Annotated in this window: 12 protein-coding genes; 9 read left to right on the plus strand and 3 right to left on the minus strand. The window is 62.7% G+C overall.

Annotated features, from left to right (window positions below; all coding sequences use genetic code 11):
• Positions 1-9 precede the first annotated feature (9 nt).
• Together MUU55_RS06165 and hutC are read right to left on the minus strand one after the other, a co-directional pair.
• Positions 10-975, minus strand: coding sequence for a sugar-binding transcriptional regulator (locus MUU55_RS06165; RefSeq protein WP_244759914.1), 966 nt, complete (start codon positions 973-975; stop codon positions 10-12).
• Positions 976-1,258: 283 nt separating this feature from the next.
• The gene (gene hutC, locus MUU55_RS06170; RefSeq protein ID WP_244759915.1) at positions 1,259-1,999 is read right to left on the minus strand and encodes a histidine utilization transcriptional repressor HutC; all 741 of its coding nucleotides are present in this window, start codon (positions 1,997-1,999) and stop codon (positions 1,259-1,261) included.
• A 519-nt stretch (positions 2,000-2,518) separates the two neighbouring features.
• Here hutC and MUU55_RS06175 point away from each other — a divergent pair.
• The 6 genes from MUU55_RS06175 (at position 2,519) to MUU55_RS06200 (ending at position 9,439) form a co-directional block, all read left to right on the plus strand.
• Positions 2,519-3,538, plus strand: a complete 1,020-nt coding sequence (locus tag MUU55_RS06175; RefSeq protein WP_244759916.1) for an ABC transporter substrate-binding protein — start codon at positions 2,519-2,521, stop codon at positions 3,536-3,538.
• Between the two features lie 99 nt (positions 3,539-3,637).
• Complete coding sequence (locus MUU55_RS06180) at positions 3,638-4,495, plus strand: ABC transporter permease (protein ID WP_244759917.1); 858 nt, start codon at positions 3,638-3,640, stop codon at positions 4,493-4,495.
• Positions 4,488-5,318 (plus strand): quaternary amine ABC transporter ATP-binding protein, encoded by an 831-nt coding sequence (locus MUU55_RS06185; RefSeq protein WP_244759918.1) that lies wholly within the window; start codon positions 4,488-4,490, stop codon positions 5,316-5,318. The genes MUU55_RS06180 and MUU55_RS06185 overlap by 8 nt, the downstream gene beginning before the upstream one ends.
• Positions 5,311-6,804 (plus strand): HAL/PAL/TAL family ammonia-lyase, encoded by a 1,494-nt coding sequence (locus tag MUU55_RS06190; protein WP_244759919.1) that lies wholly within the window; start codon positions 5,311-5,313, stop codon positions 6,802-6,804. The genes MUU55_RS06185 and MUU55_RS06190 overlap by 8 nt, the downstream gene beginning before the upstream one ends.
• Positions 6,805-7,154: 350 nt before the next feature.
• Positions 7,155-8,306, plus strand: a complete 1,152-nt coding sequence (locus MUU55_RS06195) for a CaiB/BaiF CoA transferase family protein (RefSeq protein WP_244759920.1) — start codon at positions 7,155-7,157, stop codon at positions 8,304-8,306.
• Positions 8,303-9,439: an extracellular solute-binding protein gene (locus tag MUU55_RS06200; protein ID WP_244759921.1), complete on the plus strand. Its 1,137-nt coding sequence runs from the start codon at positions 8,303-8,305 to the stop codon at positions 9,437-9,439. The genes MUU55_RS06195 and MUU55_RS06200 overlap by 4 nt, the downstream gene beginning before the upstream one ends.
• A 12-nt stretch (positions 9,440-9,451) precedes the next feature.
• On the opposite strand, the gene MUU55_RS06205 is transcribed toward MUU55_RS06200, so the two are convergent.
• Positions 9,452-10,240: an IclR family transcriptional regulator gene (locus MUU55_RS06205; protein WP_244759922.1), complete on the minus strand. Its 789-nt coding sequence runs from the start codon at positions 10,238-10,240 to the stop codon at positions 9,452-9,454.
• Between the two features lie 158 nt (positions 10,241-10,398).
• Between MUU55_RS06205 and MUU55_RS06210 the strand changes: the two genes are divergently transcribed.
• From MUU55_RS06210 to MUU55_RS06220, 3 genes are all read left to right on the plus strand, one after another.
• Positions 10,399-11,715: a type 2 periplasmic-binding domain-containing protein gene (locus MUU55_RS06210; protein WP_244759923.1), complete on the plus strand. Its 1,317-nt coding sequence runs from the start codon at positions 10,399-10,401 to the stop codon at positions 11,713-11,715.
• 127 nt (positions 11,716-11,842) lie between these two features.
• Complete coding sequence (locus tag MUU55_RS06215) at positions 11,843-12,739, plus strand: carbohydrate ABC transporter permease (RefSeq protein ID WP_244759924.1); 897 nt, start codon at positions 11,843-11,845, stop codon at positions 12,737-12,739.
• A gap of 13 nt (positions 12,740-12,752) precedes the next feature.
• On the plus strand, positions 12,753-13,619 hold the full coding sequence (locus MUU55_RS06220) for a carbohydrate ABC transporter permease (RefSeq protein ID WP_244759925.1): 867 nt from the start codon (positions 12,753-12,755) through the stop codon (positions 13,617-13,619).

The raw sequence follows: 13,619 nt of genomic DNA on the forward strand, positions 1-13,619 counted from the left end.
AGTCTTGGTTCAAGCCTTGCCCGAACCACCCTTTTCCCAGCGTTCCAGAATGCGGCGCGCCATCGACGTGGTGACGATGAGATGCGAGACGAAGCCGCCCTTCAGCGCCGCCATCAGCGGCTCGAACTTGTTGTCTTCCTGCACGACGAGCATGCGCTTGCGAATCGCTCTGATAGAATCGAGATCGGCGGAAATGCAGCGCCGGTTGTGGTTGCAGTCCATCCACTGGCCGTCATGGTCGATCAGCTGGCCGGCGATGACGCCGGCCGCACCCTTTTCGCCCATGGCATGCATGTCGGCGGCCGACAGCGCGCCGCATTTGACGAGGTGGCTATCATCCTCGATGCCGCCGACGGAATAGAGCGCGAGATTGCAATCCGAGATCGTCGCAAGCTGTTCCTTGATGACGGGTTCGCCGCGCAGTTCCTCGGCAAGACGCTCGGAGGACAGCACGAGCGGTGCATAGAAATTGATGCCCTCGGCATTCAGCCGCCGGGCGATTTCCGTGGTGCATTGGTCCGGGCGGTAGGAATAGGGCGCGCCGAGATTGCCGCAGAGCTGCACGACGGTGACGCCGCGCAGGTCGGCGAAGGGCATGACATCGGCGATGTGATAGACGGTGCGGCCCCAGGCCACGCCGATCCGGTCGCCCTTGTTGATGAGCTCGAGAAAGACTGAAGCCGCAACGACAGGCATTTCCGCCGCGGGATCCATCGCCTGGCGGTCTTCCGGCACCAGCCAGGCCGTGGTCAGCCCCGTGGCGTCTTCCAGCTCGCGCGCCAGCACGTCGTCGGAAAACAGTTCCGAGGAGGTCGAGATCGTGACGATCCCCATCTCGCGCGCCTTGCGCAGATACATGGCGATCGAGGCGCGGGAGATGCCGAGCCGCTGCGCGACTTCGTCCTGCCGCAGGCCATGCGTGTAATAGAGCCAAGCGGCCTTGTGAATGATCTGGTCGTTCGGTCGGACAGGCATCAGGGTTCTTTCATCGGATGTTTTGACATTAGTCATCGACGCTGACAAAAGTCAACGCGGCAGGACGCGAAGTGTCAGGGAATGCCAATCCTATCGTGAATATTCGATTGTGCTTGTAAAGAAATTCGCCCGAAGCCGGTTGCGCGCAGCGTTCGCTCGCGTCGGATGTCAAGCGATCAAGGTCCGTCGTGAAAGGCGGCGAGCTGATCGCTCGCGCGCGCCCGTTTCATCAATCGATGAGGCTCGGCCGTGGGAGGGCGCAGCGGTTTCAGCCGTCCGCGGCTCAGAAGTTGCTCTGCAGGCGGTACCGCGAGCCCGGATAGAGCAGCCGAACCGACGTCACCACGCGGTCGTGCGACCAGGTGCGGCGGCGGATGAGGATGCAGGGCTCGAAGCGGGCAATGGCAAGAACCTTGCATTCCCAGGGCTGCGGCAGCACGGCCTCTATGAACTGCTCCGTCTTGGCAATCGGCGCGATGCTCGTCAGGAAGGCGTTGGGTGTCGTCGCGGCGAAATCCTGCTCCAGATAGTCTGGTGCGATGGCGGGATTGACGAAGCGGTCCTCCAGCTGGATCGGTACGTCGTCTTCGTTGTGCACCATGACCGAATGAAAGCACTGTGCGCCGACATCCAGTTCCAGTGCTGCCGCCAGTTCATGGCCGCAGGTCTCGCTCTGCGCGAGGATCAGTTCCGTACGGTGGACCGAGCCGCGTTCCAGGATTTCGTCGGCGATGTTGCGCACGCCCAGCGCCGGCGCGCTACGCTTCTTGGGTGCCACGAACGAGCCCTTGCCCTGAACGCGGGTGATCACGCCCTCGTTGGCAAGTTCGCGCAATGCCCGATTGGCCGTCATGCGGCTGACGCCAAGCGATTCCACCAACTCGTTTTCCGAGGGGATGCGATGGTTGACCGGCCACTCGCCGGTTTCGATCCGTGCACGGATTTCGGTCTTCATCCATTCATAGATCGGCGCGCCACGGTCCTTCGCGTCCCTCGCCGAAAGGCCGGTGTCTTGGTTCAGCATCGCCACGGCTCCCCGCGTTGAGATCAGCACCTGCTTACAGAATATATCGGACGAAAGTAAGCATGGTTTTCGATTTGCGCCACTTGCTTGTCTGCTCAAAACCTGCAATGTTGCATATACAACTTGAGTGAGGTTGGCGAGCTTGTCTTTTCAGCGGCCTTCAATCAGCGAAGAGGTCCGCCCGGCGAGGCGAGTCAAATGTGCGGATGGCCCGGAGGATAGGTGGTCACCTCTCGCCGAAGTGCTAAAAAGTCTGAGAATGCTTGAGATTGTGCACTGTAGGATGGCTGTGTCGGTGCGTGGGCGCCGCTTGCGACATTCGAGGGTGCCGGTTCTGCGATCATTTGGAAAGCGCCAAAAAATGTCGCCACAGGGCGCGCTCCCTTATCGGCATCGCAGGATTAATGTCTGTTAAGTTGTATAGTGAACTTGAGGAAAGGTTCCACATGGCATGCCGGCCGCGACAGCGGCCTTCCAAATCCGGTTTTCAACGTCGCATCATCAAAAAGGGGAACTGACATGCTGAATTCCAAACTGAAATACGCATTCCTGACCGCCGCAGCGCTTCTCGGTGCTTCCGCCGGGACCGCCCAAGCCTCCTATTGCGGTGATGGCAAGACCGTCACCTTTGCCGGTATCGACTGGGAAAGCGGCGCCTTCATCACCGAGGTGATGAAGGAAATCCTCGCCAAGGGTTACGACTGCAAGGTTGATTCGATTCCCGGCAACTCCGTGACGCTGGAGCAGGCGACGGCCAACAACGACGTGCAGATCTTTGCCGAAGAATGGATCGGCCGGTCCGACGTCTGGAACAAGGCTGCCGAAGCCGGCCAGGTCAAGTCGGTCGGCAAGACCTTCGTCGGTGCGGCGGAAGGCTGGTTCGTGCCGGAATATCTGGTCAAGGGCGATGGGGCCAAGGCGCCGGATCTCAAGAGCGTCGAGCAGCTTTCCGACCCGAAATTCGTCGAACTGTTCAAGGATCCGGAAGAGCCGGCCAAGGGCCGCTTCCTGAATTGCCCCTCGGGCTGGACCTGCGAGGGCGTCAACACCGCCAAGCTCGAAGCCTACAAGCTCGGCGATGCCTATGTGAATTTCCGCCCCGGCACCGGCACGGCGCTCGATGCCGCCATTGCCGCCGCCTATCTCCAGCAGGAGCCGATGCTGTTCTACTACTGGAGCCCGACGGCGATCATGGGCAAGTACAAGCTCGTCCAGCTCGAGGAGCCGGCCTACAGCGAAGCCTGCTGGAAGGAACTGACGAGCGCCGACGGCAAGCGTGAGGCCGGCTGCGCCTTCCCGTCCGTGGAAGTCGCCTATGGTATCAACAGCACCTTTGCGAGCGAAGCGCCGGAGATCGTGGAGATCCTCGAAAAGGCGACCTTCCCGCTGGAGGACGTCAATGCCAGCCTCGCTTACATGACCGATCAGAAGGTCGATGCGGTCGCAGCCGCCAAGAACTTCCTGCAGACCAAGGCCGACGTCTGGGGCGGCTGGGTTTCGGCGGACGCCAAGGCGCGCATCGAAGCCGCCGTCAAGTAATCGCAGGACTGCGCGCCGGAAAACCGGCGCGCAGTCTTTTCCCGTCAGGACAGGGGCCAGCTGCCGGAGGGGCAGCCGGCGCGCGCGAGGATGTCACCGATGTTTCCTGAAGCTTTCCATATATCCATTCGAGGCCCGATCAACGATTTCGTGCAGTCGCTGGTGGTGAACTACGGGTTCGTCTTCAAGGCGATCTCGCAGACGCTGCTTCAGGCCATTCTTTTTGTGGAATGGATCCTGCGTGGCCTGCCCTGGTGGGCTGTCTTTCTCGTCTTCCTGGCGCTTGCCTGGGCCGCGTCGAAGAAGGTTTCGCTGGTCGTCACTGTCGCCGTCATGCTGTTCGTTGTCGGCGCGCTCGGTCTCTGGGACCTGACGATGCAGACGCTGGCATTGATGCTGATCGCCAGCCTCATCTCGGTGGCCATCGGCGTGCCCATGGGCATCTGGCTTGCCAAGAGCGAACTGATGCGGCGCATCACGTTGCCGGTGCTCGACGTCATGCAGACCATGCCGAGCTTCGTCTATCTCATTCCGGCAATCATGCTCTTCGGCCTCGGCAAGGTGCCGGCGGTGCTTGCCACGATCATCTACGCCGTGCCGCCGCTCATCCGCCTGACCGATCTCGGTATTCGCCAGGTGGACGGTGAAGTCGTCGAAGCCGCGACCGCCTTTGGCGGCAGCCCGACGCAGATCCTCTTCGGCGTCGAACTGCCGCTCGCCACGCCCACCATCATGGCGGGCCTCAACCAGACGATCATGATGGCGCTTTCGATGGTCGTCGTCGCATCGATGATCGGCGCGCGCGGCCTCGGCGAACAGGTGCTGAACGGCATCCAGACGCTCGATGTCGGCAAGGGGCTGGAAGCGGGCCTCGGCATCGTCATCCTCGCGATCGTGCTCGATCGCATCACGCAGGGTTTTGGCCAGATGAGCCGGAAGGAGCGCGGCAATGACTGACATCAAGATCCGCAACGTTTCCAAGATTTTCGGCGGTAGCTGGAAGGCGGCGCTCGCCATGACCCAGCAGGGCGCGGACAAGGGCGAAATTCTCGCCAGGACGGGGTGCAGCGTCGGCCTCGACAATGTCAGCCTGGATATTCCGGGGGGCCGCATCTTCGTCATCATGGGGCTCTCGGGCTCCGGCAAGTCGACGCTGGTGCGCCACATCAACCGTCTGATCGAGCCGACGAGCGGGGAAATCCTCGTCGACGGCAGCAATGTACTGGACCTGAAGCCGAAGGATCTGCGTGATTTCCGCAACCGCCGGGTCAGCATGGTCTTCCAGAATTTCGGCCTGATGCCACATCGGACGGTGTTGCAGAATGTCGTCTATGGCCAGCGCGTGCGCGGTCTGACCAAAGTCGACGCCAAGCCGATCGGCATGAAGTGGATCGAGACCGTCGGTCTTGCCGGCTACGAGAACAAGTTTCCGCATCAGCTGTCTGGCGGCATGAAGCAGCGTGTCGGTTTGGCGCGGGCGCTTGCCGCCGATACGGACGTTATCCTGATGGACGAGGCCTTTTCGGCGCTCGACCCGCTGATCCGCGCGGATATGCAGGACCAGCTGCTCCAGCTTGAAAAGAACCTGCACAAGACCATCGTCTTCATCACGCATGATCTCGACGAGGCCTTGCGCATCGGTGCGCAGATCGCGATCCTCAAGGACGGCAAGCTGGTGCAGGTCGGTACGCCGAATGAAATCCTCAACAGCCCCGCCAATGACTATGTCGCCCGCTTCGTGCAGCGCCGTGCCGGCGCAGGAGAGCCGCATCATGCCTGAGACGATCGTTCTCGATCGCCCGCTGACCTTCCAGGAGATCGCCGCCGTCGCCAGGGGCGCGGCGCTCTCCCTTTCCGACAAGGCATGGCAGCGCATCGCCGATGCGCGCGCCATCGTCGATGCGCTCGTCCAAAAACGCGTGCGTGGCTATGGCATCAATACGGGCGTCGGCGCGCTCTGCGATGTGATCGTGGATATTCCCCAACAGCAGAGGCTCTCCCGCAACATCCTGCTCAGCCATGCCTGCGGTGTCGGCGAACCGCTCGGCCGGGAAGAAACCCGCGCCGTGATGGCCGCCCAGATCGCCAACTTTTCGCACGGTTACTCCGGCGTGCGGGTCGAGACGGTCGAGACGCTGCTGGCATTGCTGAATGCCGATATCCTGCCGGTCATCCCGTCCAAGGGCTCGGTCGGCTACCTTACCCACGCCGCCGCCATCGGCATCGTGCTGATCGGTGAGGGGGAGGCACGCCATGATGGTGAAAAGCTCACCGGCGGGCAGGCGCTCGCAAGACTGGGCCGCGTGCCGCTGGTGCTCGGCGCCAAGGAGGGCCTCAGCCTCGTCAACGGCACGCCCTGCGCCACGGGCTTGGCCAGCCTTGCACTTGTCCGCGCCGCGCATCTGCTCGACTGGGCGGATGCCGCCGCCACGATGAGCTACGAAAATCTCGGTGCGCAGGCCGATCCCTTCGCTGCCGCGCCGCTGGCGCTGCGCACGTCGCCCGGCCTTCAGGCCGTCGGCGAGAACCTGCGCCGCCTTCTGTCCGGCAGCGCGCTGCTTGCCCGCTCGGCAGGTTCCCGCACGCAGGATCCGCTCAGCCTGCGCGCGGTGCCGCAGGTCCATGGCGCAGTGCGCGACAGCGTCGCGCAGGTCGCGGAGGTGGTGAACCGGGAATTGTCGAGCGTCACGGACAATCCGGTCGTCGCCGGCTCGCCGGAGGCGCCGGAGGTGCATTCGCAGGCCCACGCCGTAGGGGCGGCACTTGGGCTTGCCCTGGATGCGCTCGGCACCGCGGCCGCGGAGCTTACCGCCATTTCCGAACGCCGCATCGACCGGCTCGTCAACCCGCTGGTGAGCGGCCTGCCCGCCTTCCTGGCGGAGAGCAGCGGCGTCTCGTCCGGTTTCATGATCATTCAGTATACTGCGGTCGGGCTCGTGGCGGAAAACCGCCGCCTTGCGGCCCCCGCCAGTCTCGACGGGGGCATAACCTCCGCCCTGCAGGAAGATATCCTCACCCACGCCACGCCTGCCGCCGACAAGGCGCTGGCGATCATCGCCAATCTCGAAACGGTGCTCGCCATCGAGGTCCTGGCGGCCGCGCAAGCCTACGACATGCAGTCCGATCCGAGCGGCCGGGCGGCCGGTACCAACGATCTCCACGGTCGCGTGCGCGCAACAGTTCCGGTCTACAGGGATGACCGCCCTCTCAACACACTGGTGTCGGCGGTGCAGGCCCTGTTGCGCTCGGGTGTTTCCGAAGACTGACGTTCCCCTCAGGCGGTTTTCATTCCGGCTTCAGGCCCATTGCAGCAGGTGCTGCAATGGGCCCTTTCGCGTGATCCGTCCAACCCCGCCGAGCTGGCTGTGGCTCAAGCCCGATTCCAACTCGGGATTCGGCGGCCGGCCTCATGTGCCGTGCATAGTCGACCTGCCGGATCATTCATAAAGGACACGTTTTCGTCTCGGAGAGACCAGTTTCAGAGGGCGCATAGCGCATTGCAGCGCTTGTGTATCGATCAGCGCCGTGTTGACAGTGCATCTTTCACACTCATATATAAAGTAAGCATTCACATAAAAATTCTATCGAGCGGTACCGGCTCGATCTGGGAGGGAAAATGGACGAGAACGGGTTGCTGGCCGGCTTGACCGTCGTCGATATGAGCCAGTTTCTGTCTGGCCCCTATTGTTCGCTGCGATTGCTCGACCTTGGCGCGCGCGTCATCAAAATCGAGCGGCCCGACGGGGGCGACCTTTCACGGCGGCTTTACCTCAGCGATACCGAGGTCGGCGGGGATTCGACGCTGTTCCATGCCATCAACCGGGGCAAGGAAAGTCTCGGCATCGATCTGAAGAACGCGGAAGACCTGGCGTTCCTGCGCAAGCTGATCGGCACGGCGGACGTCGTCATCCAGAATTTCCGACCGGGCGTCATCGAGCGGCTCGGTCTCGACTACGAGGCGGTCAAGGCGATCAATCCGGCGATCGTCTATGCCTCGATCAGCGGCTATGGCGAGGAGGGACCCTGGGTCATGCGGCCCGGACAGGACCTGCTGGCGCAGGCGCGCTCGGGCCTGATGTGGCTGAACGGCGACGAACAGCAGGGCCCGGTGCCGTTCGGCCTTGCCGTCGCGGACATGCTGGCCGGCGCCAATACCTGCCAGGGCATCCTGGCCGCGCTTGTGCGCCGCGGTATTTCCGGCAAGGGCGCGCATATCCAGACGAGCCTGCTTGAAAGCCTCGTCGATTTTCAGTTCGAGGTGCTGACAACGCATCTCAACGATGGCGGTCGCAAGCCGAAGCGGTCCGGCTTTCGCAGCGCGCATGCCTATCTTTCGGCGCCTTATGGCGTCTATCCGGCCAAGGACGGTTTCCTCGCCATCGCGATGATGCCGATCGGACGCTTGCAGGACCTGCTGGAGCTGGACGCGTTGGCAGTCTATCGCGATGACGCCAAGGCCTGGTTCACCGAACGCGATACGATCAAGCAGATCATCGCGGCGCGCATCGCGACCGAAACGGTCGATCATTGGCTTTCCATTCTCGAACCTGCGGATATCTGGTGCTCGAAGGTGCTGGAATGGCCGGAGCTTTTGACGAGCGAAGGCTTCCAGATCCTCGACATGCTGCAGACGGTGACACGGGAGGACGATGTCGCCATCGGCACGACCCGCTGCCCGATCCGCGTCAATGGTGAAAGACCAAGCGGCGGCCGCGCCGCGCCGCGCATCGGCGAACATACCGTGCGCATCCGGGAGGAATTTGCATGACCGCGATCACCCTGAAGGGCATGACCTGGAGCCATCCGCGTGGCTACGATCCGATGGTCGCCTGCGCCGAGGACTGGCTGAAGCGGACGGGCGTGCGCGTTGAATGGGACAAGCGCTCGCTGCAGGATTTCGAGAGTTTTCCCGTCGAGGAGCTTGCCCGCCGCTACGATCTCATCGTGATCGACCATCCGCATGTCGGCCAGATCACGGCGGAAAACTGCCTTGCAGCGTTGGATATACCAGGTCGCGAGGCGGATTTCGCCGCGCTTGCGGCCGGTAGCGTCGGTGCGTCTTTCCCGAGCTACAACTGGCGCGGATCGCAATGGGGCTTTCCGATCGATGCCGCCACGCAGGTGCTGGCCTACCGGCCAGACCGTTTGAACGCGGCGCCGCGGACCTGGGCAGAGGTGCTCGATCTGGCGAAGGCCGGGGAGGTACTGCTGACGCTGCGCCCGCCGCACTCGCTCATGTGCCTGTTTTCACTCTGCGGCAATCTCGGCCGGCCGTGCTCGGTCGATAAGGACCAACCCTTCGCCGATGCGGAGATTGGCGTTCAGGCTCTTGAGATGATCCGCGAACTGGCGGCGCTGGTCGATCCCGCCTGCCTCGGCATGGACCCCATCGCGGCGCTGGACAGGATGGGCGAGGCAGGTTCGCCCTATACCGTCTCGCCGCTGATCTACGGTTATGTCAGCTATTCCCTGGACGGGTTTCGCGCGAACCGCATCGCCTTTTCGGACATGCCGGTGGCCGGGGAGGCGGGGCCGACAGGCTCGGCACTCGGCGGCACGGGCATTGCCGTTTCGGCCTTCTCCAAAAATCGGGAAGCGGCCATCGACTTCGCCTATTGGATCGCAAGTGGCCCGGTGCAGGCCGACCGCTACTGGAGTTCGGGTGGCCAATGCGGCCATGCCGCGGGCTGGGAGGACGATGAGGCGAATGCTGCCACGCTCGGCTTCTACCGGGAAACGCGCAAGACGCTGGAAGGGGGCTGGCTGCGGCCGCGCCACGATGGCTACATGCCGTTTCAGGCGGCGGCGTCCGAGCGTATCAATCAGGCCGTCACCAGCAACGAGCCGGCGGCCAGGGCGATTGCCGACCTGAACGATCTCTTCGTGAAGAGTTTCCGGTAGGGGCCTGGCGCCTTAGTCTTCGGCTGAAAAGCCGGCGCCTGCCATGTCCGACAGCGTCTTGGTCGCCTCCATCAGGAGCTGGATCGTTGTCGAAATGTCAGGTGCCGCCGGCGCATTGATCAGCGTGATATAGGGCACGGTAAGGGCCGCAATCGCGGTGCCGTCGGCGCCGAGCACAGGGGCCGAAAGGTTGATGACCCCGGCCGTCTGGGCGCTCGGCATCATCTCGTAGCCGCGCGCGCGGATGAGATCGAGGCGCGCGAGAAATTCCGGCGTCACGCGGGCGTCATCACCATCGCTGCCGACATTCTCGGCGATCATGCGCATGCGCTCCTGCGGGGAGCGGAACGCCAGCAAAGCATGGCCTGAGCCGGTTTCGAATAGGCTGATGCGCGAGCCGACGCGAATGGAAATGCCCCAATAGCCGGGCGCTTCCTGTTGGGCGATCACGACGGGATTGCCGCGGTCGAACACGACGAGCTGGTTGGCCTGCCGCGAGGTCTCGGCAAGCTCGCGCATCAAGGGGACGGCGAAGGAGACGAGGCGTCGCACCGGGGCGTGGAGCTGGGCCAGGCCGAAGAGCTTGAGTGTGAGCGAAAAACGGTCGCCGTCGATGCGCGTGACATAGCCGCGTTTCACCAGGCGATCGAGCATCCGGTAGAATTCGTTCGGGCTGCGGTCGAGCCGCTTGGCGATCTCCGCCTGGGTCAGTCCCCCATCCACGGCGGCGAGAAGTTCGAGGATATCCAGGCCCTTGTCGAGCGCCGGCGCCCTGTAGCGATCATTTTCGTCTTCTGACACGCGCCATCCCCTGTGAATAAGCAATTTCATATACGCATAAATCAGTCATGACAATCGAACGTTTTCAGTTATTGCTTGACGACGGATGAATAAATGGTTTGTATATGAATGAAGCCCTTATTGGTAAGGGCTGGCGAAAAGCCACTTGGGAGGAGAAGATGACGAGATTTCTAGCCGGCGTTGCCGCCGGTGCCGTGATCTGCGCGTGGGCCGGATCCGTGCTCGCGGCCGAGCTGCCGGGCAAGTTCGATGGCGTGACCGTCGATGCGAAGCTTATCGGCGGTCAGCAGTATGAGGCGCTCTATGCGCGCATCGCCGAATGGGAAAAGGCGACTGGCGCGAAGGTGAACGTTCTCTCGAAGAAGAACCATTTCGAGCTGGACAAGGAGATCAAGTCGGACATCGCGACCGGCAACATCACCTGGTGCGTCGGTTCGAACCATTCGTCCTTCGCCCCGCAGTACCCGGATATCTACGCCGACCTGAACGGTCTCCTGTCGAAGGAAGAGATCGACGCCTTCGTGCCGGCCAACATCGCGTCCTCGACGCTGGGCGGCAAGCTGGTCATGCTGCCGCGCGCGCAGTTCGACGTCTCGGCGCTCTACTACCAGAAGAGCCTCTACCAGGACGACGCCAAGAAGGCGGCGTTCAAGGAGAAGTACGGCTACGATCTCGCCCCGCCGGACACCTGGCAGCAGGTCACCGACCAGGCGACCTTCTTCTCCAGCCCGCCGGATTTCTACGGCACGCAATATGCCGGCAAGGAAGAGGCGATCAACGGCCGCTTCTATGAGATGCTGGTCGCTGAGGGCGGCGAATATCTCGACGCCGATGGCAAGCCCGCCTTCAATTCTGAAGCCGGCGTGCGCGCGCTCGACTGGTTCGTGAACCTCTACAAGGCCAAGGCCGTTCCGGCCGGCACGACCAACTATCTCTGGGATGATCTCGGCCAGGGCTTCGCCTCCGGCACCATCGCGGTCAATCTCGACTGGCCTGGCTGGGCGAGCTTCTTCAACGATCCGAAGTCGTCCAAGGTCGCCGGCAATGTCGGCGTGAAGGTGCAGCCGGCCGGCTCTTCCGGCAAGCGCACCGGCTGGTCCGGGCACCATGGCTTCTCGGTGACGGAAAGCTGCGCCAACAAGGAAGCGGCCGCCTCGCTCGTCTGGTTCCTCACCAACGAGGACAGCCAGAAGCTGGAATCCGCCGCCGGCCCGCTGCCGACGCGCACGGCCGTCTGGGAATACAACATCCAGCAGGCTGAAAGCGATCCCTATCGCAAGGAAGTCCTGAGCGCCTTCCAGGAAGCCGCAAAGCACGCCTTCGCAGTGCCGCAGACGGCATCGTGGATCGAAATCTCCAACGCCGTCTATCCGGAGCTCCAGGCCGCCATCCTCGGCGACAAGACCTCCAAGGAAGCGCTGGATGCCGCCGCCGCCAAGGCGACGCAGATCCTCGAAGACGCCGGCTCGCTCTAAGAGCAACCTGTGGCGCCGGTCAGCCGGCGCCACTTGCCACCCCTAGTGACATTTCGGAAAACAGAGAACGCCGCCGGTTTCGGCAGGCGCGGTTTTCCTTGCATTCATGAAGACAGGAGAAGCCGATATGAAAGGCTGGAGGCCACCGGCACCGTTTCTGCTTCTGCTGCCCGCCGTTCTGGTGCTCGCAGCCGTCGTCATCATTCCGCTGATCCTGTCGCTCTATTCGAGCTTCACGCCTTTCCGGCTGACGCAGCCGGCATCGCTCTTCACGCTGATCGGCTTTCGCAACTATGTGCGCATCCTGACGGATATCGAGTTCTGGACGGCGTTCGGCCGCACCGTGCTGCTGCTCACCGTCGCGCTGAACGTCGAAATGCTGCTTGGCCTCGGCCTTGCCATGCTGGTGGAGAAGGCGACGCGCGGCCAGCGGCTGCTGCGCACCATTATGATGTTCCCCATGATGTTCTCGCCGATCCTCGTCGGTTTCCAGTTCAAGTTCATGTTCAACGACAATATCGGCCTCGTTAACAATGCGCTGCAATCCCTCGGCCTGACCGATCAGGCGATCCCGTGGCTGATCGACGGCTCGCTTGCCTTCTTCGCGATCCTCGTTGCGGAGGTCTGGTCGTCCACCTCAGTCTTCGCCATTCTCATCCTGGCCGGCCTGCTTGCCATGCCGAAGGAGCCGATCGAGGCGGCGCGCGTCGATGGCTGCACGCCGTGGCAGACGTTCCGCTACGTCACCTGGCCCTTCATCATGCCTTTCGCCTATATCGCCATGACGATCCGCTCGCTCGATGTGGCCCGCGCCTATGACATCGTGAAGATCATGACGGATGGCGGCCCGGCCAAGCGTACGGAGTTGCTCTGGACGCTCATCTCGCGCACGGCTTACGCCGATGCCCGCATGGGCCTTGCCAATGCCATGGCCTATGTCGCGATCCTCTTGTCCATCCTCTTCACCGTCTATTTCTTCCGCAAGCTTTCGGCCGCGCGGACCCAGATCGCAGCCGAATGGTAAGGGGAGTGGCGATATGAATGAAAACGCAAAAGCCCGTATCAACGGCTTCTTCCTTTCGGCCGCCCACAAGATCGGCCTGTTCCTGGCGATGACCGTCATCTGCCTGCCGGGCCTGTGGATCGTGCTCGCCTCCTTCCGTCCCACAGTCGAGATCATGGCAAAACCGCCGGTCTGGATCCCGCAGGACCTGTCGTTCGACGCCTATATCGCGATGTTTTCCGGCGTCGGGCAGGGCGGTATTCCGATCATCGAATATTTCCGCAATTCGCTGATCATCTCCGTCACCTCCACGGCCATCGCACTCGCCATCGGCATGGCCGGCGGTTATGCCTTCGCGCGCTTCCGCTTCAAGGCGAAGTCATCGATCTTCCTCGGCCTGATGCTGACGCGAACCGTTCCGGGCATCGCGCTCTCGCTGCCGCTGTTCTTCGTCTATTCGAAGCTCGGCATCATCGACACGCATTTCGGCCTGATCACCGCCTATGTGGCGCTCAACGTGCCCTTCACCATCTGGCTGATCGACGGCTTCTTCCGGCAGGTGCCGAAGGATCTCGCCGAGGCCGCGCAGATTGACGGCTGCACGCGCTGGCAGGCCTTCTGGCAGGTTGAATTTCCGCTCGCCGGCCCCGGCATCGCGTCCGCCGGCATCTTCGCCTTCCTCACCTCGTGGAACGAGTTCGCGCTCGCCTCGCAGCTCACCCGTTCCGTCAATTCAAAGACCCTGCCGGTCGGCCTGCTCGACTACACCTCGGAGTTCACCATCGACTGGCGCGGCATGTGCGCGCTGGCGGTGATCATGATCATTCCGGCCCTCGTCCTGACCTTCATCGTGCAGAAGCATCTCGTTTCCGGCCTCACCTCCGGCGCAGTCAAAGGATAA

The organism is Shinella curvata, from assembly GCF_022899935.1.
Taxonomy (GTDB): Bacteria; Pseudomonadota; Alphaproteobacteria; order Rhizobiales; family Rhizobiaceae; genus Shinella; species Shinella curvata.